Origin of the sequence: Planococcus beijingensis, from assembly GCF_016820615.1 — a bacterium.
GTDB lineage: Bacteria > Bacillota > Bacilli > Bacillales_A > Planococcaceae > Planococcus > Planococcus notacanthi.
Genome location: NZ_JADHDZ010000001.1, coordinates 223645 through 244250, shown reverse-complemented (window position 1 = coordinate 244250; position 20606 = coordinate 223645). Strand labels below are relative to the sequence as shown.

Below are 20606 nucleotides of genomic sequence, written 5' to 3'. Positions count from 1 at the left end.
TGTATCCATTATGCCATACGTAACTGTCAAAATGCTCGAAGGGCGCACAGAAGACCAAAAACGCGCACTTGTCGAAAAGGTATCTGAAGCCGTTTCTGAAACAACAGGGGCGCCGATTGAAAACGTCACCGTTTTTATCGAAGATATGAAAAAAACCGATTACGGCACAAAAGGCAAACTTTTTTCAGATCAGTAGGAAAAGTGGAAATGGCCGTTCAGCTCCGACAAGCATAAGACGCGCTGGCGAAGTGGCGTGTTTTCAGCCACACAGCCAGAGCGGCTTATGACTCGAGGAGTTGGCCATTGCCACTGGATCCCGTGAAAAGTGTAAGTGCCTGTTCAGCTCTGAAAGGCATAAGGCAGACCGGCGAAGTGGCGCTTTTTGCCACACAGCCGGGTTGACTTATGACCCGAAGAGCTAGGCACTGCAACTGGATCCCGTGAAAAGTGGAAGTGCCTGTTCAGCTCTGACAGGGGTATGACGATCTGGCGAAGCGGCGGACTTTGCCGCACAGCCAGAGTGGCTTACATCCCGAAGAGCTAGGCACTGAAACTGGACATTGGGTTGACTTATGACTCGAGGAGTTGGCCATTGCCACTGGATCTCGTGAAAAACGGCCGCACAACGCTCCCGCAACGGGAGTGTTTTTCATTCCTCATCCATTTACGGACGAAGTTCCTCTATAAAAGCAAAAGCTTCATCGATTTCTTCAGCCGTAAAGTTCAGCTTTCCTTTGACGACATGCAGTTTGTCGATTTGTTCCTCGCGCTTCAAATTATCAAAATACAGGAGCGTCGCGGTCAATTCCAAGAAGCGGCCGCTTTTGGCATTCAGTTTTCCCGCCGTCAGCGGGGTATCCAAAACGGATTTCCCCAATACTTTGCGAAACTCCTGGCCTTCTTCCGTCACGCTGTATTTATACTGAACGTAAGAGCCTTTGTCCTCCAATGCCTCTGACAAGAACCCCATATCGCATAATTCATGTACGCGGGCAGTCAATTCTTCAGAATACGGCCCATAAATATGGAACTCATATTTTTCCTGGAATGGAATGTCCATCTTTTTCATTATGTAAATCATTTTCTGCAATTTCTTGCGGCCGGTTACACCTTCCGCTGTGGCAATAAAGTCCACGATTTTTGCGTGTTCCTGGAGCAACTATACCCCTCCTTCTCGAAGCATCTCCAAAATCTGCTGCTTGATGGCTTTTTTCTTGCCGTCGATCAATAGCTCAGCTGGAAAATACAATTTGTAATCGGTTCTGCGTTTGCCGGAAATCGCGTCGACGATTTGGGACAAACGCGATAATTCCTTGATGTCGCCGTTCGGCATCAGCAAATGGATCGGCAGCCGCTCTTCTTCCTCTCCCGGACGATAAAAATCGTAAGGCAAGTCGGACGTCGAGTCGTCGATCAAATAATATTCCGGGTCGATGCCGGCGGAATGAAACAGCTGCGCAAGTTCGCCAAGTTTTTTGTAATCTTTGCCTGGATCAAAATCCACGTACTGGAACAGGCGGCGGTTGACGAAACGGTCGCACAGATCCGCTAAGATCGGGTCGCGCTCCGTCATCCACAATTGGAAATAAGTCATCAAGACGCCTTCGTCCAAAGCCAAATACTCTTTCAGCGTAAAACTGCGGTCGAAAAACGACAGGAAATGGGTCGGCGGCTGTGCGAATTTATAGCCGAGACCATGCAATTCCTTGGCCCGCTGAAGTATCTTCCGCAAAATCACTTCTGCACTGCGGGCAACTGGATGGAAATACACTTGCCAATACATCTGGTAGCGGCTCATGATGTAATCCTCGACGGCGTGCATGCCGCTCGACTTGATGACCACCTGGTCATCGAGCGGGCGCATGACACGAAGAATCCGCTCCATATCGAAATGGCCATAGGAAACCCCTGTATAGTACGCATCGCGCTGAAGGTAATCCATGCGGTCCGCGTCAATCTGGCTGGAAATCAGCGAAACCACTTGTTTATTCGAATAGGTTTTGGCAATCACTTCAGCCACTTTTTCCGGAAATTCGGCGGATACCTTGGTCAGGATTTCATTGACTTCCGTGTCTCCAAGCAAAATTTTTCGTGTGAAGGCTTCATGATCAAGCGCAAAAACCTTTTCGAATGAATGCGAGAACGGCCCGTGGCCCAGATCATGAAGAAGTGCTGCGCACAAAACCACCAGGCGTTCGCTTTCGTCCCATTCCGGGCGTCCATGGAAAATATCATCCGAAATCCGCCGGACGATTTCGTATACGCCCAATGAGTGGTTGAAACGGCTGTGTTCTGCGCCGTGGAATACTAAGTACGAGGTGCCCAATTGCTTGATTCTGCGCAAACGCTGAACTTCACGCGAATTGATCAGATCCCAAATCACTTGGTCGCGCACGTGGACATATCGGTGGACCGGATCTTTAAAGACTTTTTCCTCAGCTAATTTTTGCGTTGCGTAGCTCACTTGCGCACCTCCGTTTTTTTCATGTAACAGCTATTCTACACCAGCGCCTCTTCTCTATTCAAGAGGACGTTCCAGCATTTTGCGGTTGCGTTCAACCACCCGTTCCAAATAAAATCCGTACAACTCCGTCTCATCCGGCTGCAGCGGCATGGGTGCCGGCGCGCCCATTAAGGCGTGAAGATCGAGCACCACTTCCTGGACGGTGATAGGTCTGCCAAGCAGTTCGCTGAGCGACGCCATCGTTTCAGGTTTTATTTCCGGGTAGGTGAATTTTGTCTCTTCGCCTTGCAGCCCCGCTTCGTAAAATTCGCGGATAACTTCTGCACGTTCCGAACCGCTGCCTTCAACGCATAGATAAACCTGAACTGCAATACCGCGGCGAATCCGGCGCTGCGAGATGCCGGCGAATTTCCGGCCGCCAATGCTCAGGTCATAAGAGCCCGGGCAATACGAGCCGACGATTTCATACGCTTCGATGTCAGCTTCCGGAAATAATTCCTGCACCAGTTCCAGCATCAATTCGTATCCTGCTGGAATGTCGATGGCGTTGTCCTTTTCCGACAGCACCAGCGAAATATTCAGGACACCGGCGTCCAATACCACCGCCAGTCCACCCGAGTTGCGGACAATCGGCGTAAAACCGTGCGTTTTCAAGACTTCCATGCCTTCCTCGATATGGGGCAAGCGATGATCCTGGATGCCCAAAACCACTGTGTCATCATGTACCCATGTGCGGACGGCCGGTTCACTTTTCCCACTTCCCACCAATTCACAAAGTGTGTCATCTGCTGCAAATGATTCCAGCGCTGAGCGGTTTTTGGCGCTCAAGGACTGATCCCAAAAACGCCAGGATGTTTCTTCAAAAAATAACGGCATGCTGCTTCTCCTCTTTCTGCAATTCCTTGACTTCAGTTTACCCTTTTACGGACCCGCTGAAAACCCGTGCGCGTCATGTCAAATTGGTGACAGCCGGTAGTTTTGCAGGAAGTTGGTGAAGCGTTGTGATAAACTGAATGATGAGAGATTTACATTAAAGGAGTGTTTGATTAATGAATGAAGCAGCGATTACATTAGACGGCTGGTACGTCCTGCACGATTTCCGTTCGATGGACTGGGTAACGTGGAAAATGCTGACGGAAGAAGAACGCCAATTCGCGATCGATGAATTCCAGGCATTTATGGACAAAATCAACCAAGCCGATGAAAATAAAACCGGCGCACATGCGTTGTATTCAATTGTTGGCCAAAAAGCTGACTTGATGCTGATGATGCTGCGTGAAACAATGGACGAATTGAATGAACTTGAAACAGAATACAACAAGCTGACGTTGATCGCTTACACGGTTCCTACGTACTCTTATGTTTCTGTCGTTGAGCTTTCCAATTACCTGGCCGGCAAATCAGACGAAGATCCATACCAGAACCCGCATGTCCGTGCGCGTTTGTACCCTGAACTTCAGCGTTCACAGTACATCTGCTTCTATCCGATGGACAAACGCCGCGACGGCGACGACAACTGGTATATGCTTCCGATGGATACCCGCAAAGAATTGATGCTGTCACACGGCAAAATCGGCCGCAGCTATGCCGGCAAAGTGAAACAGATCATTTCTGGATCTGTCGGCTTTGACGACTACGAATGGGGCGTCACTTTGTTCGCAGACGACGTTCTTCAATTCAAGAAATTGATCTACGAAATGCGTTTTGACGAAGTCAGCGCGCGTTACGCAGAATTCGGTTCATTCTATGTCGGTACAAGACTAGATGCCGAAAGAACCGTTAAGTTTCTGGAAGTTTAATCAATATATACTGAAAGCCGCCTCTTTGGGCGGCTTTTTTTGTTTGATTTGTATGGGACCGCACCTCGAGGAGTGATTTCCGCACCTCAAACGGGTGTAACCGCACCTCGCCGACCCATTTCCGCACCTCTAACGGCTGCGACCGCACCACGCCATGGAATAAGCAACGGTTTCACACGCCGTTTTCCCAGTTAAATGGATATACTTTCCGTTTCAAGTAAAATACTTTCTATTTCGGCATGAATACTTTCCAAATCAGAGGAATTACTTTCCATATCGTCCTATTTACTTTCCGCATCCATAAAAGAGGGCCATCCGCGTAAAACGGATGGCCCTCTTTCTATCATTACAACGCTTTTACTGCAGCAACGATGACCATTACCCAGGCAGCGATAAATGCAACGCCGCCGATTGGCGTGATGGCACCGAGAATGCTGATGCCTGTTAAACTCAGGACATATAAGCTCCCTGAAAAAATAACGATTCCAGCAAGCATCAAATAACCTGCCCAGTTCAATGAACTAAGCGGCCCAAGCAGAGATGAACTCATCAAGATGGCGATGACCATCAACCCGACTGCGTGGAACATCTGATACTGCACGGCCGTTTGCCATGTATCCAAATACTTGTCCGCAACGCGCCCTTCCAGCAAATGTGCACCGAACGCACCAAATGCTACAGACAGAAGAGCGTTAACCGCTCCGGCAATCAAGAAAAACTTCATAAGTAACTTCCTCTTTCCATTTAAAATTCAAACAGCGAATCGCCGTTCGCGTCTTCTTCTTTCAGCTTGTTGACGGCAGATACCGTCTGCGGCTGAGGGGAAGCGAGCGGCACGGCACGCGGTGTTTGATGATTGATCATCGGTTGATCGTCCTCCAGCAGCAAATCGCATAATGCACGGATCGCTGCAACGGAATCACGCACTTTCGCCGGGTCGCTGTTTCGCGCCCGCGTCGTGTGCCTGTCGATTTCATTTAAAATGCGCATGTTGTCGATGGCCATGTTCCAGCCCCCTCTCCGATTTTGATTACTTCCAGTTTACCACGCAATTCTGCTGCAGGTCAGTCCAAACAGAAATCGATGGGCGCCTGCCCGCGGCTTTGTAACAGACTGTTCACTTTTGAATAAGGGCGGCTGCCGAAAAATCCACGGCTGGCACTGAGCGGACTCGGGTGCGGCGCTTCGAGTACATCATGCTTATCCAGGTCGATGAGCCGTTTCTTCGTTTGGGCAGGCTTGCCCCATAAGACGAAAATGACGGGTTCTTCACGCTCGGACAATTTGCGGATCACTTCGTCCGTAAAAGTTTCCCATCCTTTATTGCGATGGGAATTCGCTTCTCCGCCTCTAACCGTCAGCACCGTGTTCATCATCAGCACGCCTTGGTCGGCCCATTTTGTCAAAGTGCCGTCTTTCGGTTTATCGCAGCCGATGTCTTCCTTCAGCTCTTTGAGCATATTGCGCAGGCTCGGCGGATGCGGCACTCCCGGCTGGACAGAGAAACTCAACCCATGCGCCTGATTGGGCCCGTGATACGGATCCTGCCCCAATACGACGACTTTGACATCCCGATACGCCGTATGTTCAAAAGCCGACCAAATATTTTCCTTTGCCGGATAGACGGTTTGATTGGCGTATTCTTCTTTTAAAAACTCGCGCAGTTCCAAATAATACGGCTTGTCGAATTCTTCCCCCACGACCTTTTGCCAGTCGTTTTGAAAAATCTGTTTTCCCATATCCATCACTCCTCGAATTCTACTGTAACGTCATAGTCCACCAGGCCGAACATTTCCTGAACCGAACGCGCTGCATTGTCTTCTGCCGTCTGCAGCACACCCTGCCCTTCCGTTTCTGCCAACATCAGTTTTTTGGCTTCTTCAGCCAATTCGTAGGCTTCTGAAATATCGGCCCCGCTGCGGAATAGCCCTTCATACGAATAAACTTCCACTTGGTCCATGAACAATTCCGGTCCTCCTAAAAATTCGGCCGGCGGCAACGTCAATGTCGCTGTTTTCGCTTCTTCGTCAAGTACGATGTCTTCCTCTGATACTTTGGAGAAATCAATGCCGGCACGAACCGATCCCGGAATGACCACCAGCAATTGGCGTTTCGTACCGGGCAGATCCAGGCCGATTTCCTGGCCGAATACCGCATTGTCCTGCCGCTCAATGATGACTTTCGAAAAGGCTTCGGCGGTGGAGAGTTCATTCAATTCCTGGATCTGTTCCAAAAATGCGCCTTTGTCTTCTGTAAACGTGCTGCCTTTGATCATCCAAAACGTACCCAGCGGCAAAGCCACCAGCAACAGCAATAAAATGGCGAGCAATACCAGAAAAGAGTTCCGCCAGACGCCCATCATCAATTTCGTGGTTTTCCAGAAGCCAGACTCCTTTGTTTCTCCTTGCCCTTTCACTTCTTCCAATAAACGTTCGATTTCTGTCAATTTCGGATCTTTCGCCAATAAAACCCCTACTTTCTTGTATTCTATTCCCTCTATCTTCATGTTACGATTAGCTAAAGGAGCGATCAGCATGGCCGATTGGCGCGAAAAAATTTCCAGTGTTTCAAAAACTAAAGGCACGACTGCTCCAGAAGGCGCGAAACGGGCCGGATTAGGCTGTCTTGGACTTATTATCGCAGCTGTTTCCATTCTAACATTACTCATTGCCATTGGTCTTTTCAAAAGCGGCTTTGTCCTAATGGGGGTTTTCACCACGGTATTCCTGCTTGTCTGCATCGCCACGGCAGCACTCCTGCTCGTGCCGAATAAGCGCAATCCGTTGTAAATGTATGAATTTTTGTTAAAATGAGAGCAATGACATAATCCACTTAAAGGAGATTTACGCATGACACTCAAAAAAACACTAACCATCGCTGGATCAGACACTTCCGGCGGAGCAGGCATACAAGCAGACCTTAAGACTTTCCAGGAACACGGAACGTATGGCATGAATGCATTGACTGTCATCGTAACCATGGATCCTGAAAATGGCTGGAGCCATGGCATCCATCCAATCGCATTGGATACTGTAGACGCCCAGTTGAAAACCGCCTTTTCTACAGGCGTTGACGCATTAAAAACCGGCATGTTGCCGACTGTTGATATCATCGAAATGGCAGGCAAAGCAATTGCGGATTCCGGCATCAGAGACGTTGTCATCGATCCGGTTATGGCATGCAAAGGGGAAGACGAAGTTTTATTCCCTGAAAATGTCGACGCTATGATCAAGTATTTGTTGCCGAACGCGAAGGTCGTTACTCCAAACTTGGTCGAAGCTGGGCAATTATCAGGCGAAGGCACACTGCAAACGGTGGAAGACATGCAAGCGGCAGCTGAAAAAATCCATGCGCATGGCGCTGAATTCGTCGTCATCAAAGGCGGCAAACAGCTTAAGCACGATAAAGCAGCGGATTTGCTGTTCGACGGCAAAAAACATTATTTGCTGACTTCCGAAAAAACAGATACGTCTTATAACCACGGTGCTGGCTGCACGTTCGCTGCAGCAATTACAGCTAACTTGGCGAACGGCCAATCAGTTAAAGACGCAGTCTTGAATGCCAAAATCTTCGTTGCTACAGCCATCCAGCACGGTTGGAAGTTGAACGAATACGTCGGCCCGGTTATGCACGGCGCCGCTTCGAAATTCGCAAAACCTGAAGTTGAAGTAACTGAATTGTAGAATACACCCCATTTAGCTGTCCCGAAACGTCATGAAAATGACTTTCTGCGGACAGCTTTTTTTATTTATGGAAATTGTTATTCTTCCTTCAAAGCATCCTAATCGCAATATCCCGCATATTTCCCTATACTGAAAGAATACCGATTCTTTAGGAGGAACATCATGGAACTAGTCGAAGTAAAAAAATTGCAAGTACAGCTGGACGCATTTGCAGGCAAAGATGTCTACCTTCATTTGGAAACGACAAACGGCTCTTATGCGACACATTTCAACGAAGGCTTTTTCAATGCCGGCGCGTTCATCCGCAACGTGGTCATCAATTACGAGCTTGGAAAAGTGGTCGGCGACAGCCCACACCGCGTGGGACTGAAGCTGCCGCATGGCTGGGTCTATGCACAAGGCATCACACATTATGAATTGGATGAACAGGGCCGCCTTTTGCTAGCAGGGCATGACGGCACTGGGAAATTGGCGGTGGCGCTGGAGATCAGCGAAACACCGTTCAGTTATTAAGGGAGGAACTTACGATGACAATTCCACAAGAACGCCATGTGCTGGTCGTCTTCCCTCACCCGGACGATGAAGCGTTCGGTGTTTCCGGAACGATCACCACACATATCAACCAGGGCACACCCGTTACATACGCGTGTCTGACACTCGGCGAAATGGGCCGCAACCTCGGCAACCCGCCATTCGCTACAAGAGAATCATTGCCGGTCATCCGCAAGCAGGAACTTCTGGCTTCTGCAGAGGCGATGGGATTGACTGACCTTCGGATGATGGGATTGCGCGACAAAACCATCGAATTTGAAGACGACGAGAAGATGGTTGGCCTAATGGCAGAGCTGATCGAAGAATTGAACCCGTCGAAGATCATCACCTTCTATCCGGACTATGCTGTCCACCCAGATCATGAAGCAACTGCCCGCGCGGTTGTCCGTGCAGTCCGCCGAATGAAGGACCGCCCGACCTTGCATTGTGTCGCTTTTGCGAACAATACATTGGAGATGCTTGGCCAACCGGATGTTGTTTACGATATTCAGGATGTTCGTGAGCAGAAAATGAATTCCATGAAAGCGCACATCTCGCAAACTGCCTGGATGCTTGCCGAGATGGAGCACAAGCTGCAGCAAGGCGATACAGAGACCGAAAACTGGTTGACGAAAGAACGCTTTTATAATTATCGCTGGCATGAGGATTTTGAAGAATCCTTCTAAATATTACCCCCTCAATATTTTCTTTATTGAGGGGGTATTTTTTATGGATGTTTTCAGATAATATAAACATTGGTTGTGGAGCGCTTTCACAGGGGAAAAGCGTTGTATAATCAGTTATAATTATGTGTATTCATACACTCAGAAAAGGGGATTTATTTGTGAAAAAGTTTTCTATCTCAACCTGGCTGCTGTTTTTGATTCCTTCTCTACTCGGAATCATACTGTTTTTGGTACCAATTCCAACAGACGAAGGCTGGATGGTCACCATAGCAGTCCTCGCCAACCTTATGGCGGGATCCATCGAATCCATCGTACCGTGGATCATGATGGGCATTTTAATTGTAGCGGCCTTGGGTTCATTGGTTTTCATCACCAAAAAAGTCAACGAAACAGATTATGTTCCGTTTATGGACAAGCTTTTTAACGTCAATCTTTTTTGGACCATTGTCCGGATTCTTGGAGCAGTATTTGCAGTCATGGTGTTGTTCCAAGTTGGGCCAGAACCTATTTGGAATGAAAATACAGGAGGGCTCCTTCTTGCCGGCGACGGTTTACTGTCTTTCCTTTTCACCATTTTCCTTTTTGCCGGCCTGCTTCTCCCTCTATTGATGAACTTTGGCTTATTGGAATTTTTCGGCACGATGATGGTGAAAATCATGCGCCCGCTGTTCCGCCTGCCTGGCCGTTCATCCATTGATGCTTTGGCATCGTGGGTAGGAGATGGCACCATTGGGGTCCTACTGACAAGCAAGCAATACGAAGCGAATAAATACACGCAGCGTGAAGCCGCGATTATCGGAACTACATTCTCCGTCGTTTCCATCACGTTTGCGATTGTCGTCATTCAGGAAATTGGTCTTGGTACCTACTTCCTCCCTTATTACGCAACAGTCATTTTAGCGGGCGTCATTCTTGCACTTATTATGCCGCGGATTTACCCGTTAACGAACAAGCCGACCACTTTCATGGACGGTTCACCACAGGAATCCCAGTCAGAAGACGTGCCGGCTGGTTATAGTGTCACTTCGCACGGCATCGAAAGTGCTTTGACGAAGGCGGAAGATAACCGCTCAGTCAGCAAATTCTTCAAAGATGGCTTTAAAAACGTATTGGATATGTGGATTGGTGTTGCACCGGTTGTTATGGCATTCGGTACTGTCGCATTGATCCTGGCTGAATACACTTCGGTGTTCACGATTCTGGGTACACCGTTCGAACCGTATTTGCGTTTGCTGGGCGTACCAGAAGCGGCTGAAGCTGCGCAATTGATGGTTGTCGGTTTTGCTGATATGTTCCTGCCGGCTATTTTAGGTGCAGGCATCGAATCTGAAATGACGCGCTTTGTTGTCGCCACCATGTCCGTTACACAATTGATCTACATGTCTGAAGTCGGCGGCTTGCTGTTAGGTTCCAAGATTCCTGTAAATATCCTGGACCTGATCATCATCTTCCTGCTTCGCACAATCATTGCATTGCCGATCGTTGTGGGCGTCGCACATCTACTATTCTAATCAAATAAAAAAACGAAAAAAACGCCATCCGCAGATTAGACTGCGGATGGCGTTTCTTATTGTTCATTTAATGAAATTCACTCAAGCGGGCTGGAGCTTTTTTTTTAATTTTTCCAGCATGTCATAAGTCATGGCATCCAAATCGTAAGAAGCTTTAAAGCCCCATTCGGTCTGGGCAGCAGAAGCATCGATGTTATCCGGCCAGCTGTCTGCAATTTCCTGTCTGATCGGATCGACCGCATAAGACATCTTGAAATCTGGAATGTGCTTGCGGATGGAAGCGGCAATTTGTTCCGGCTCAAAACTCATCGCTGTTACATTGAACGCATTTCGGTGGATCAATTTGGCTGGGTCTGCTTCCATCAAATCAACAATGGCCTGCAGCGCGTCCGGCATATACATCATATCCATGTAGGTGCCTTCTGCAATGTAAGACGTATAGCTGCCTTGTTCGATCGCCTTGTAATAGATATCGACTGCGTAATCGGTCGTTCCGCCGCCCGGCTGAGCTACGTTGGAAATCAGTCCTGGGAAACGGACGCCGCGCGTGTCCACTCCGAATTTTGTAAAGTAATAGTCACAAAGCAATTCACCAGCCACCTTGTTAACGCCGTACATAGTTGTCGGACGCTGCAACGTGTCTTGCGGTGTGTTTTTCTTAGGCGTTGACGGACCGAAAGCGCCAATGGAACTGGGTGTGAAAAATTGCATGCCGAGTTCACGAGAGGCTTCAAGCGCATTGACAAGTCCGCCCATATTCAAGTTCCAGGCAAGAAGAGGCTTTTCTTCAGCAGTCGCTGACAGCAAAGCCGCCATATGGACCATTGTATCGGCACCAAAATCTTTTGCCAGGTCATGCATTCTCTGTGCATCGGTAACATCCAAAATTTCAAAAGGTCCTGATTGATCGGAAGACTGGCGGATATCCGTCGCCAATACATTGTCATTGCCGTAGATGCTACGCATTTTCCCGACAAGCTCCGACCCTATCTGTCCTAAAGCACCTGTAATCATAATTCGTTCCATTTTCAACACTCCTTTTCCGAAAAACATTTGTCCTGTGTAAAAAAACAAAAAATAGCTTGTAAACCTTGCTAATCAAACCTTTATTATCTAGCTATTATAAGTTGTTCTCTTTAAAAACACAAACACTTTATCGGAAAGTGTGGGTGAAAATCTCCTTCCTTCATCCTAGAGACAGCCTGAAAAGCTATTTTTTTCTGCCGTTCACTTCATTTGAGACTGTTGCGAAGGCGTGCTATAATAAATCAGCTCTAGGATTTCTGTTGGATTTCAAAACGGATTTTCCTTTTTTTAATCCTTAAACCAACTAATCCAGTTGGTTATAATGGCTTTATTGATCATTCATTTATTTGGATTAAATCAAAGGGAATGAAAGCCAGCAGGGAATCTCGGAAACAAAATACAAACGAAACGAGGAGATTTACATGAAGAAATTCAGTTTGGCGTTTTTATTAGTCTTAGCAATGTTGGTTTTAGCTGCCTGTGGAGGTGGATCCCCTGAAGAAGACCCGACGACGGATGATGCGGCGGACAACGGCGGATCCGGAGAAGATGTCCTGGCTAAGGTCAAGGAAGAAGGAACATTGGTCATCGGTACGGAAGGGACCTACCCTCCTTTCACTTTCCACGACGCTTCCGGAGAATTGACTGGTTTTGATGTTGAAATTGCACGCGAAGTCGCCGAGCGCCTGGGTGTCGAGGCTGAATTTCTTGAAACCCAATGGGATGCCATGTTTGCAGGATTGGACGCCGGACGCTTTGATATGGTCGCCAACCAGGTCGGAATCAACCCTGAGCGCCAGGAAAGCTATGAGTTTTCAGATCCATACATCACTTCCACTGCGGTTTTGGTAGTTGCTGAAGACAATACGGAGATCCAAAGCTTTGAAGACTTGGATGGCAAATTGTCTGCACAATCATTGACAAGCAACTATGCTGAAACAGCCACTTCTTACGGCGCGGAACTTGAAGGCGTCGAAGGGTTTAACCAAGCGATTGAATTACTGAATTCCGGCCGCGTTGATGCGACCGTCAATGATAACTTAACCGTTTTGGATTTCCTGAAACAGCGCCCGGATGCAAAAGTGAAAGTTGTTGATGAATCCGGAGATGCTGCACAAAGTGCATTATTGTTCAGAAAAGACAGTGGCGCAATTGTGGATGAAGCGAATAAAGCGTTGGCTGATATGATCGAAGACGGCACGTACGATGAAATTTCCGAAAAATGGTTTGGTGAAAATGTACTTGAATAGTATTTTCTCAGATCCGGTCAGAATGGAACGGCTTGTGGATATTGCGCAATCCTCATTTCTTCCATTAATCGAAGCCACGCTGCAATTCACGTTGCCTTTATCGATCATTTCCTTTATTTTTGGATTGGTTTTGGCGATTTTGACTGCTTTGGCGCGGATTTCGACGGTTAAAATTTTCCAGATCATTGCCCGTGTTTACGTATCGATCATACGCGGTACGCCTTTATTGGTTCAATTGTTCATCCTGTTTTACGGATTGCCGACACTCGGCATCACCATCGATCCGTTTCCTGCGGCAGTGATCGGCTTCTCCCTGAACGTCGGAGCTTATGCTTCCGAAGTGATCCGGGCAGCGATCCTGTCGATTCCAAAAGGCCAATGGGAGGCAGCCGACACGATCGGCATGTCCTATACACAATCATTGCGCCGCGTTATTTTGCCTCAGGCGTCACGTGTTTCATTGCCGCCCTTGTCCAATACGTTTATCAGCTTGATCAAAGATACGTCACTGGCATCGCTGATTTTGGTTACCGAGATGTTCAGGGTCGCCCAGCAAATCGCCGCAACCAACTACGAGTTCCTGCTGCTGTACGGGCAGGCGGCATTGCTTTACTGGGTCATCTGCTTTGCCTTGTCGCTGGTCCAAGGACGGCTTGAACATCGCTTTGACCGCTACGTTTCCCGATAATACAAGCAGTTCACTGATTGCAGTAAGGAGTCCGATATGATTTCAATCAAAAATTTGCATAAAAAGTTCGGTGACCTCGAAGTATTGAAAGGCATTGATGCAGATGTCCAAAAAGGCCAGGCAATTGTAGTTATCGGCCCATCCGGTTCAGGTAAAACGACATTTCTCCGTTGCCTCAATACATTAGAAACACCCACTTCCGGTTCTGTAACGATCGACGAACAGACCGCCGACTTCTCCAAACCTTTGTCGAAAAAGCAGATTATGGCTTTTCGCAAGCAGTCGGCCATGGTCTTCCAGCACTACAACCTATTCCCTCACATGACCGCTCTTGAAAATGTCATGGAAGGACCCGTTACTGTCCAGAAGCAGGATAAAAAGCTGGCCCGAAAAAAAGCCGAGCAGCTGCTGACGAAAGTCGGGCTCGGCGAAAAGATCAATGACTACCCGTTCCAGCTGAGCGGTGGGCAACAACAGCGTGTCGGCATCGCCCGGGCACTGGCACTTGAGCCAAAAGTGATGCTTTTTGATGAACCGACCTCCGCGCTCGACCCCGAATTGGTCGGCGAAGTGCTGCAGGTCATGAAAGATTTGGCCGCCGAAGGCATGACGATGGTCGTAGTGACTCACGAAATGCGTTTTGCCAAAGGCGTCGCGGACGAAGTGCTGTTCATGGACGAAGGACGTATCATCGAACGCGGCAAGCCCGAAGACATTTTCAACCATCCGACAGAAGAACGCACAAAACGTTTCCTGAGTTTGATCCAGAAAACGGATGTCATCTAAAAACTCGCGGACCCAATGGGCCCGCGAGTTTTTTATGTTTATTTTTCTATAGTCCATTTCTTGACCGTCAGTTTTTCCAATTGTACTGGATCCACTTCTACGCCTAATCCGGGTTTGCCGGATAAGAAAACGTATGGATGTTTATAAGTCAAATCACCGATTTCCTCGCTGAACAGCAGCGGTCCCGTCAGTTCCGTGCTTTCAATATTGATGCGCGACATGGCTACATGATAGCCAGCGGCAGATCCGACGGAAGATTCCACCATGGAGCCGATTTGGCACTTCATGCCCGCTGCTTCAGCGGTTTTCGCCATTTGGGCCGCATGGAAAATGCCCGCACATTTCATCAGCTTGATATTGATGACGTCCGCCGCCTGCAAGCGGATGATTTCCAAGAGGTCTTCCATCGACTGAAGGCTTTCGTCTGCCATGATCGGTACAGCGGTCTTCGAACGGATTTCGGCCAATCCGCGAATGTCGCCCATGCGGATCGGCTGTTCGATCCAGGCAATGTTCGCTCCTTCAAGCTGTTTAATGGCTGCCACTGCTATCCCTGAGGACATCCATCCTTGATTGACATCCACGCGGATCGGCATGTCCTGGCCGACCGCTTCTCGAACCGCCAAAATCCGGTCCACATCTTCCTGTGCCTGTCCTTTCCCTACTTTCAGTTTAAGAGACGCATAGCCCATTTCAACAGCTTTCTTGGCTTTTTCCGCCATGATTTCAGGTGCTTCAATGCTGAGCACTTTCGGGTAATCAAGATGTTCCGTCGCCTGTCCGCCGATCAGGTTGTATACTGGTTGGCTGGCCGCCTTGCCCATCAAGTCGTAGCAGGCAATATCCACAGCGGCTTTGGCTGCAGGGTTCCGTGCCATCAATGCGTTCATTTTTGAATGAATCGATTCGATGTCGAACGGGTTCATGCCAATAATGGCCGGCAGGAACAGTTCTTTCAACACCTCAAAAGCAGCCGTGAAATATTCTCCAGTTACATGTTCATCCGGAACGGCTTCTCCGTATCCAACCAATCCATTGTCGGTTTCCAGTACTAGAATCAATGCCGGCATATCCGGGTACGTCGCATAGGAAATGATGAATGGTTCGTTGAGTGGAAATCTGACCGCATGCAATGACGCTTTTGTGATTTTCATTTGACAGCCTCCATTAAATTTAACTTATTGTATACTTACTACTATAGTGAAATTCGTGAATGAATGGTATTTTATTTTCATCACAAAGGAGTTTTGACAAATGACGTTAACTGAACAGATCCGGTCGCTCTACGGCGAAATGGTGGAGACCCGAAGATATTTGCATATGCACCCCGAATTGTCGCATCAAGAAATCGCCACGCCCGCTTTTATTGCGGATCGTTTGGAAAAATTGGGTATAGAAGTTCGCCGGGACGTTGGCGGACGCGGTGTTGTCGGGACGATCCGCGGCGGAAAGCCTGGCAAAACGATTGCATTCCGTGCAGATTTCGATGCTTTGCCGATCGATGACCAAAAAGACGTTTCTTATAAGTCCACTGTTCCGGGTGTGATGCACGCCTGCGGCCATGATGGCCATACTGCCGCTTTGCTGGGCTTCGCCAAAGCGATAGTGGCCATTCAGGAAGAACTGCCGGGCACAATTGTCATGATCCATCAATTCGGCGAGGAACTATCGCCAGGCGGTGCACGCGCCATGATTGAAGATGGCTGCCTGGACGGCGTCGATGCGGTCTACGGTGCTCACCTGCAAAGCAAGATGGACAGCGGCCAGATTTATGTGCGCGACGGATTCCTTCAGGCTTCTGAAGATACCGTCAAAATTATCGTCCACGGTTCCGGAACACACGGGGCAGAACCGCACAACGGCGTCGATCCGATTTTGGCAGCGAGCCATATCATGGTTGCTTTGCAGTCCATCGTCAGCCGCAATGCCGATCCATTGAAAGAACTGGTCGTCTCAATCGGCAAATTCCATGCCGGCGATGCCGATAACGTCATTTCGAGCAAAGCAGTGCTGGAAGGCACAATTCGCGTATTCGATCCCGAACTCCGCGCGCTCGCCAGCCAGCGCCTTCGGACCGTTGTCGAGAACGTCGCCATCGCCATGGGCGCCACCGCAGAAGTGATCATCGAAAATGGCTACGATTCTCTTTGGAACCATTCAGCTGAAACCGATCGTGTCCGCATTGCCGGACGCGGGGTAGTGGGAGTTGAAAATGTGGTGGAAATCGATCCGGTCATGCCGGTCGAAGATTTCACTTATTTTACACAGGCCAAGCCCGGCGCCTATTTCTTTGTCGGCGCGAAAATGGATGATGAACAGACTGTTTACCCGCATCACCATGAAAACTTCGATTTTAATGAAACCGCTATGCTGGTGATAGCGGAAATGTTCGCTGCGATTTATTTTGAGGAGCAGAAATTGGCGTTGGACAGTATTGTGCCTGTTTTGGACAGTAAGTAAGCTGATTTCGACAGTGCTTCGCCAATTTGGACTGTATTTCACCCAACCAGGACTGTATATCCTATATTTGGAAATAAAAACACGCCCGGGAGCATAAAGCCGGGCGTGTTTTCGTGTTTTAGTTGATGACGCCTAATTCTTTGCCGACTTTTTCGTAAGTGGCAATGGCTTCATCCAACATTTCTTTCGTATGGGCAGCTGTCGGCATGTTGCGGACGCGTCCAGTGCCTTTTGGAACCGTTGGGAAGACGATTGATTTTGCATAGACGCCTTCTTCGAACAAACGCTTCGAGAATTCCTGCGTCAGCTTTTCGTCGCCGATGATGCAAGGAGTGATCGGTGTTTCTGAATGGCCGATATCAAAGCCTAATTGATCCAGGCCTTTTTTCAAGTAATCGCCATTGTCCCACAATTTATCGTGCAATTCCGTTGAGTCGATGATGATTTGGACTGCCGCTGTGATAGCTGCAACGTCACCTGGAGTCACCGCTGTCGAGAACAAGAACGGGCGCGAACGAACTTTCAACCAGTCAATCAGATTTTTCTTGCCGGCCACATAACCGCCGACAACGCCGACCGCTTTAGATAAAGTACCCATTTGCATATCGATTTCTTTTTCAAGGCCGAAATGCTTCACGGTGCCTTTCCCTTTGCCGGTAACGCCTGATCCGTGCGCATCATCCACGTATGTGATCAAGTCGAATTCTTTGGCGATTTCTACAATTTCCGGAAGCTTGGCAATATCGCCATCCATCGAAAAGACACCATCTGTGATGACCATGACTTTATTGTAAAGGCCGGATTCAGTCGCTTCTTTCGCTTTCAGGCGAAGGTCTTCCATATCCGAGTGCTTAAATGCGATGATTTTCGCTTTCGACAAACGGCAGCCATCGATGATGGATGCATGGTTCAACTGGTCAGAAAGAATCGCATCGTTCTTGTCCATGACAGCTGAAATGGCCGCCATGTTGCAATTAAAGCCGGATTGATAAGAAATAGCTGCTTCTGTACCTTTGAATTCAGCTAACTTTTCTTCCAACTTCACATGCAGATCCAACGTTCCGTTGATTGTACGGACTGCCCCTGCGCCGACACCGTATTTGTCGATGGCGTCTTTCGCCACTTGCTTCAAGTCTTCGTTGGTCGCAAGCCCCAAGTAGTTATTTGAAGAAAGGTTGATCAGTTCCTTGCCGCGCACTTTGATGATCGCGCCGTTCGGTCCTTCAACCGGATCGATTTCATTATAGAGGCCCTGCTCTTTTAATTCTGTTAAGTTCTCATCTAAAAATGCATCTAATTTTTTCGACAATGTCCTCTTCCTTTCACAAACAATCTCAATTTCCATCTTACCATAAGGGTCATTTTCTCCAAAAGAAAAAGCGGACCGAGGTCCGCTTTTGCCTTATTTATTGCCTTTTCCGTTGTTCTTGCCTTTGCCTTTGTTCGGGTTGTCCTTTTTGTAGACGACTTCATAAGTGAATTCTTTCGCTTCTTTTTGCCCTTCTTCAGCAGCATAAGAAGTGATCATTTTCACATTGCCTTCACGGAGAACTTGTTGAAGATCCAAGGCTTGTTTCTCCGTCACGTTATACGGATCTACGTGGAAGACGCGTTCTTTGCCATTTTTCTTGGTTTGGATGAATGTTGTCGTAAAGTTGACGTAGTCACCTTTCAACTGCCCCAATGACTGGAAAACCTCCGTTGATGTGCCGTCAGCCGAGAAATCACCTAATTTAATGTTCTTGATGAACCAGCCTGGGTTATTGGAACCCCAGTCAGTCAAGTTACGGAATGAAACCAGGACATCTTTTCCTGCGTAAGCCGACAAGTCAAATGTTTCTGTTACCCAGTCGCCATTTGTTCCCGTGAAGCCAGGTACGTTTTCCTTGATGGTCGGGTAGCCTTCTGCCACTACGTCACTGCGCGTATTGGCGTTTTCAAGCGAAGTCCATGTATCGCCATTGTCAGTCGATACTTGAACCATGCCGAAATCCCATTGCTCTTCAATATCGTAGTAATGCTCGAACGTCAAAGCCGCGTTTGCAGCAGGCACTGTTGCTCCAAAGATCAATTCCTGATCTGCTTCGTCTCCGTTATTTGCATGCAATACTTGTGCACCAGACCCTTTTGGATCTGCTACAGTTTGCCATTGCAATGGCAGGAAGTCGACGCCGTCAAATTCCAGGCCGCGGACATCTTTGCCGAAGTTGAATTCCTTAAAGTCGCCGCCCCATGCTGGAACGCCTTCTTTTTCAAATGTCTTCGCTTTTTCAAAGTCTACCGTTTTGCCGCGCACGTCACCATTTGTACCGACCGGCAGTTCACGCAAATCAATGCTTTCGAAATTATAATCGCTGCTGACGTCTGAGTTGTCCAACGTCAACGCCGTCATGAAGTTCTGGTAGACTTCCGTGAATGTCTTATTGGTACCATAATCTTTCAGCACTTTGTCGACGCTTGCCATCCCTTGGCTGTCGCCATCTGTTGCCAACTCACGAATAAATTCCTGTCCAAACTTGTCGTACATATAAAGAGTGAACAGGTAGACCTGGCCATAATCTGCAATTGTTTCCGGGCCAGTTGCTGCTGTTCCATGCTCATCCCAGTTGACCAATGAGTTTTCCGGGTGATCCAAATAGAAGTTGATCGATCCTTCTCCATGGCCATAACCGCCCAGGAATTCAGAGAATGTCGACATGCCTTCGTTCAACCAGGTTTCCTCAGCGCCGTCGTTGTCGGCTTGGATCAAATGCTGCAACTCATGGATGGTTGTGCCGAAGAATGTGCTCTCCAAACGCGTTTCCCATGAATTCGTATCGATGGTGATGATGTTTCGGTCTGTGTAGTTTTCAAGTGTTTGCCAGAAGAAGCCGGCAACAAAGAATGGATAGCTCGGGTCGTTCCAGCCTTCATCCTGGACATTGTCGACCAGCATGATGACTTTGTCCGATCCTTCGTAATAGTCATTAGGTAGTCCTACCATACCCGGAACAGTAGCCTTTGATCCGTCCAATTGGTCCGGTGTTCCAAAGAAATCCGTCGCTACCGGATAGATATTGCTGTCGAATTCAGCACGTAATTTATCCACCTGCGCTTGTGTTACCACATCGGCTGGTTTTGGGTTGTTCGGTCCATATGCCAAGTCATTGGCAACCCAGATTTCCACGTTGTCGCCTACACTCCGCAACGTGAAGTTCTTAAACTTAAGATTGCGATTTAGAAATTGCTTTGTTCCGCCATCGTATGTAAATGTTCCGTTGGCTTTTGAATCAGACTCTCCGCCTGCCACTTCATCCGCCTGCGCCTTTATCTTCTTTTCTGCTTCTTTTTTGAAATTTTCATCTTGCGTCAACTCATTCAGGCTTTGGTCGATATCGATCCGGTCCCCGTATCGTTCACTGTTCCAGTCGTTCATTGATGGCACTGCTTCGGTTGGTGCCGCTGCAGCTGCTGGCGCGAATAAAGATAGGGTTAACGCACTAGCCGATAAGATCGATACCCATTTGCTGTTTTTCATGTTGAATCCCCTTCCGAACTGTCAGAATATTATTTCTTTGAAAATCTTACCATGACAGAATAGTCAGAAGAATAGGCTATAAGATGTATTTCGAGTTACGAAATTTCAGGTAATATGGTTGTTTTTTCTAACATTCAACTAGTCCATATGGTTTCAATAACTTTAAAAGAACATAAAAAAACCGCCTGAAGTAGGCGGTTAGTCA

Annotated in this window: 22 protein-coding genes; 11 read left to right on the top strand and 11 right to left on the bottom strand. The window is 48.1% G+C overall.

What is annotated here, in order from left to right; genetic code table 11:
- Nucleotides 1–10 precede the first annotated feature (10 nt).
- A complete protein-coding gene (thmT, locus tag IRE19_RS01240) occupies nucleotides 11–196 on the top strand; it encodes a 2-hydroxymuconate tautomerase (RefSeq protein ID WP_038704761.1) in 186 nt (61 codons plus the stop codon).
- A 468-nt stretch (nucleotides 197–664) separates the two neighbouring features.
- On the opposite strand, the gene IRE19_RS01235 is transcribed toward thmT, so the two are convergent.
- Genes IRE19_RS01235 through lipL form a run of 3 tightly spaced genes read right to left on the bottom strand, consistent with a single transcriptional unit; the run spans nucleotide 665 to nucleotide 3340 of the window.
- On the bottom strand, nucleotides 665–1159 hold the full coding sequence (locus IRE19_RS01235) for a YwgA family protein (protein ID WP_203339036.1): 495 nt from the start codon (nucleotides 1157–1159) through the stop codon (nucleotides 665–667).
- Entirely contained in the window at nucleotides 1160–2464 is a 1305-nt protein-coding gene (locus IRE19_RS01230) for an HD domain-containing protein (protein ID WP_203339035.1), read from the bottom strand.
- A 54-nt stretch (nucleotides 2465–2518) separates the two neighbouring features.
- Entirely contained in the window at nucleotides 2519–3340 is an 822-nt protein-coding gene (gene lipL / locus IRE19_RS01225) for an octanoyl-[GcvH]:protein N-octanoyltransferase (protein ID WP_203339034.1), read from the bottom strand.
- Between the two features lie 173 nt (nucleotides 3341–3513).
- Between lipL and hemQ the strand changes: the two genes are divergently transcribed.
- Complete coding sequence (hemQ, locus tag IRE19_RS01220) at nucleotides 3514–4263, top strand: hydrogen peroxide-dependent heme synthase (protein WP_191713509.1); 750 nt, start codon at nucleotides 3514–3516, stop codon at nucleotides 4261–4263.
- A gap of 346 nt (nucleotides 4264–4609) precedes the next feature.
- On the opposite strand, the gene IRE19_RS01215 is transcribed toward hemQ, so the two are convergent.
- The 4 genes from IRE19_RS01215 to IRE19_RS01200 are packed head-to-tail and all read right to left on the bottom strand — an operon-like array spanning nucleotide 4610 to nucleotide 6727.
- Nucleotides 4610–4987: a DUF423 domain-containing protein gene (locus IRE19_RS01215; RefSeq protein WP_203339033.1), complete on the bottom strand. Its 378-nt coding sequence runs from the start codon at nucleotides 4985–4987 to the stop codon at nucleotides 4610–4612.
- Between the two features lie 20 nt (nucleotides 4988–5007).
- The gene (locus IRE19_RS01210) at nucleotides 5008–5268 is read right to left on the bottom strand and encodes a YwdI family protein (protein WP_203339032.1); all 261 of its coding nucleotides are present in this window, start codon (nucleotides 5266–5268) and stop codon (nucleotides 5008–5010) included.
- Between the two features lie 59 nt (nucleotides 5269–5327).
- On the bottom strand, nucleotides 5328–6002 hold the full coding sequence (locus tag IRE19_RS01205) for a uracil-DNA glycosylase (RefSeq protein ID WP_203339031.1): 675 nt from the start codon (nucleotides 6000–6002) through the stop codon (nucleotides 5328–5330).
- Between the two features lie 5 nt (nucleotides 6003–6007).
- Nucleotides 6008–6727 carry a DUF4230 domain-containing protein gene (locus tag IRE19_RS01200; RefSeq protein WP_203339030.1) on the bottom strand — a complete coding sequence of 240 codons (720 nt, stop codon included), beginning with the start codon at nucleotides 6725–6727 and terminating at the stop codon, nucleotides 6008–6010.
- A gap of 70 nt (nucleotides 6728–6797) precedes the next feature.
- Between IRE19_RS01200 and IRE19_RS01195 the strand changes: the two genes are divergently transcribed.
- From IRE19_RS01195 to IRE19_RS01175, 5 genes are all read left to right on the top strand, one after another.
- Entirely contained in the window at nucleotides 6798–7052 is a 255-nt protein-coding gene (locus IRE19_RS01195) for a hypothetical protein (RefSeq protein ID WP_203339029.1), read from the top strand.
- Nucleotides 7053–7112: 60 nt separating this feature from the next.
- Nucleotides 7113–7946: a bifunctional hydroxymethylpyrimidine kinase/phosphomethylpyrimidine kinase gene (gene thiD / locus IRE19_RS01190; protein WP_203339028.1), complete on the top strand. Its 834-nt coding sequence runs from the start codon at nucleotides 7113–7115 to the stop codon at nucleotides 7944–7946.
- 162 nt (nucleotides 7947–8108) lie between these two features.
- Nucleotides 8109–8459, top strand: a complete 351-nt coding sequence (locus tag IRE19_RS01185) for a YojF family protein (protein WP_191713501.1) — start codon at nucleotides 8109–8111, stop codon at nucleotides 8457–8459.
- Nucleotides 8460–8473: 14 nt separating this feature from the next.
- Nucleotides 8474–9163 (top strand): bacillithiol biosynthesis deacetylase BshB2, encoded by a 690-nt coding sequence (gene bshB2, locus IRE19_RS01180; protein WP_191713500.1) that lies wholly within the window; start codon nucleotides 8474–8476, stop codon nucleotides 9161–9163.
- A 158-nt stretch (nucleotides 9164–9321) separates the two neighbouring features.
- Nucleotides 9322–10674, top strand: coding sequence for a YjiH family protein (locus tag IRE19_RS01175; RefSeq protein ID WP_191713499.1), 1353 nt, complete (start codon nucleotides 9322–9324; stop codon nucleotides 10672–10674).
- A gap of 81 nt (nucleotides 10675–10755) precedes the next feature.
- Here IRE19_RS01175 and IRE19_RS01170 read toward each other — a convergent pair whose 3' ends face one another.
- Nucleotides 10756–11700: an L-threonine 3-dehydrogenase gene (locus IRE19_RS01170; protein WP_203339027.1), complete on the bottom strand. Its 945-nt coding sequence runs from the start codon at nucleotides 11698–11700 to the stop codon at nucleotides 10756–10758.
- 422 nt (nucleotides 11701–12122) lie between these two features.
- Here IRE19_RS01170 and IRE19_RS01165 point away from each other — a divergent pair, with 422 nt between their 5' ends.
- Genes IRE19_RS01165 through IRE19_RS01155 form a run of 3 tightly spaced genes read left to right on the top strand, consistent with a single transcriptional unit; the run spans nucleotide 12123 to nucleotide 14424 of the window.
- On the top strand, nucleotides 12123–12950 hold the full coding sequence (locus IRE19_RS01165) for an amino acid ABC transporter substrate-binding protein (protein WP_203339026.1): 828 nt from the start codon (nucleotides 12123–12125) through the stop codon (nucleotides 12948–12950).
- Nucleotides 12937–13638 (top strand): amino acid ABC transporter permease, encoded by a 702-nt coding sequence (locus IRE19_RS01160; protein ID WP_203339677.1) that lies wholly within the window; start codon nucleotides 12937–12939, stop codon nucleotides 13636–13638. Before IRE19_RS01165 ends, IRE19_RS01160 begins: the two co-directional genes overlap by 14 nt.
- A gap of 36 nt (nucleotides 13639–13674) precedes the next feature.
- On the top strand, nucleotides 13675–14424 hold the full coding sequence (locus IRE19_RS01155; RefSeq protein WP_203339025.1) for an amino acid ABC transporter ATP-binding protein: 750 nt from the start codon (nucleotides 13675–13677) through the stop codon (nucleotides 14422–14424).
- A 38-nt stretch (nucleotides 14425–14462) separates the two neighbouring features.
- Here IRE19_RS01155 and IRE19_RS01150 read toward each other — a convergent pair whose 3' ends face one another.
- Nucleotides 14463–15578 (bottom strand): mandelate racemase/muconate lactonizing enzyme family protein, encoded by a 1116-nt coding sequence (locus IRE19_RS01150; RefSeq protein WP_203339024.1) that lies wholly within the window; start codon nucleotides 15576–15578, stop codon nucleotides 14463–14465.
- A 100-nt stretch (nucleotides 15579–15678) separates the two neighbouring features.
- On the opposite strand from IRE19_RS01150, the gene IRE19_RS01145 reads away from it, so the two are divergent.
- Complete coding sequence (locus IRE19_RS01145; protein ID WP_203339023.1) at nucleotides 15679–16884, top strand: M20 metallopeptidase family protein; 1206 nt, start codon at nucleotides 15679–15681, stop codon at nucleotides 16882–16884.
- A gap of 118 nt (nucleotides 16885–17002) precedes the next feature.
- On the opposite strand, the gene IRE19_RS01140 is transcribed toward IRE19_RS01145, so the two are convergent.
- Both IRE19_RS01140 and IRE19_RS01135 read right to left on the bottom strand, forming a co-directional pair.
- Nucleotides 17003–18193: a glycine C-acetyltransferase gene (locus IRE19_RS01140; protein ID WP_203339022.1), complete on the bottom strand. Its 1191-nt coding sequence runs from the start codon at nucleotides 18191–18193 to the stop codon at nucleotides 17003–17005.
- A 93-nt stretch (nucleotides 18194–18286) separates the two neighbouring features.
- On the bottom strand, nucleotides 18287–20401 hold the full coding sequence (locus IRE19_RS01135) for a M6 family metallopeptidase (RefSeq protein WP_203339021.1): 2115 nt from the start codon (nucleotides 20399–20401) through the stop codon (nucleotides 18287–18289).
- Between the last annotated feature and the right edge of the window lie 205 nt (nucleotides 20402–20606).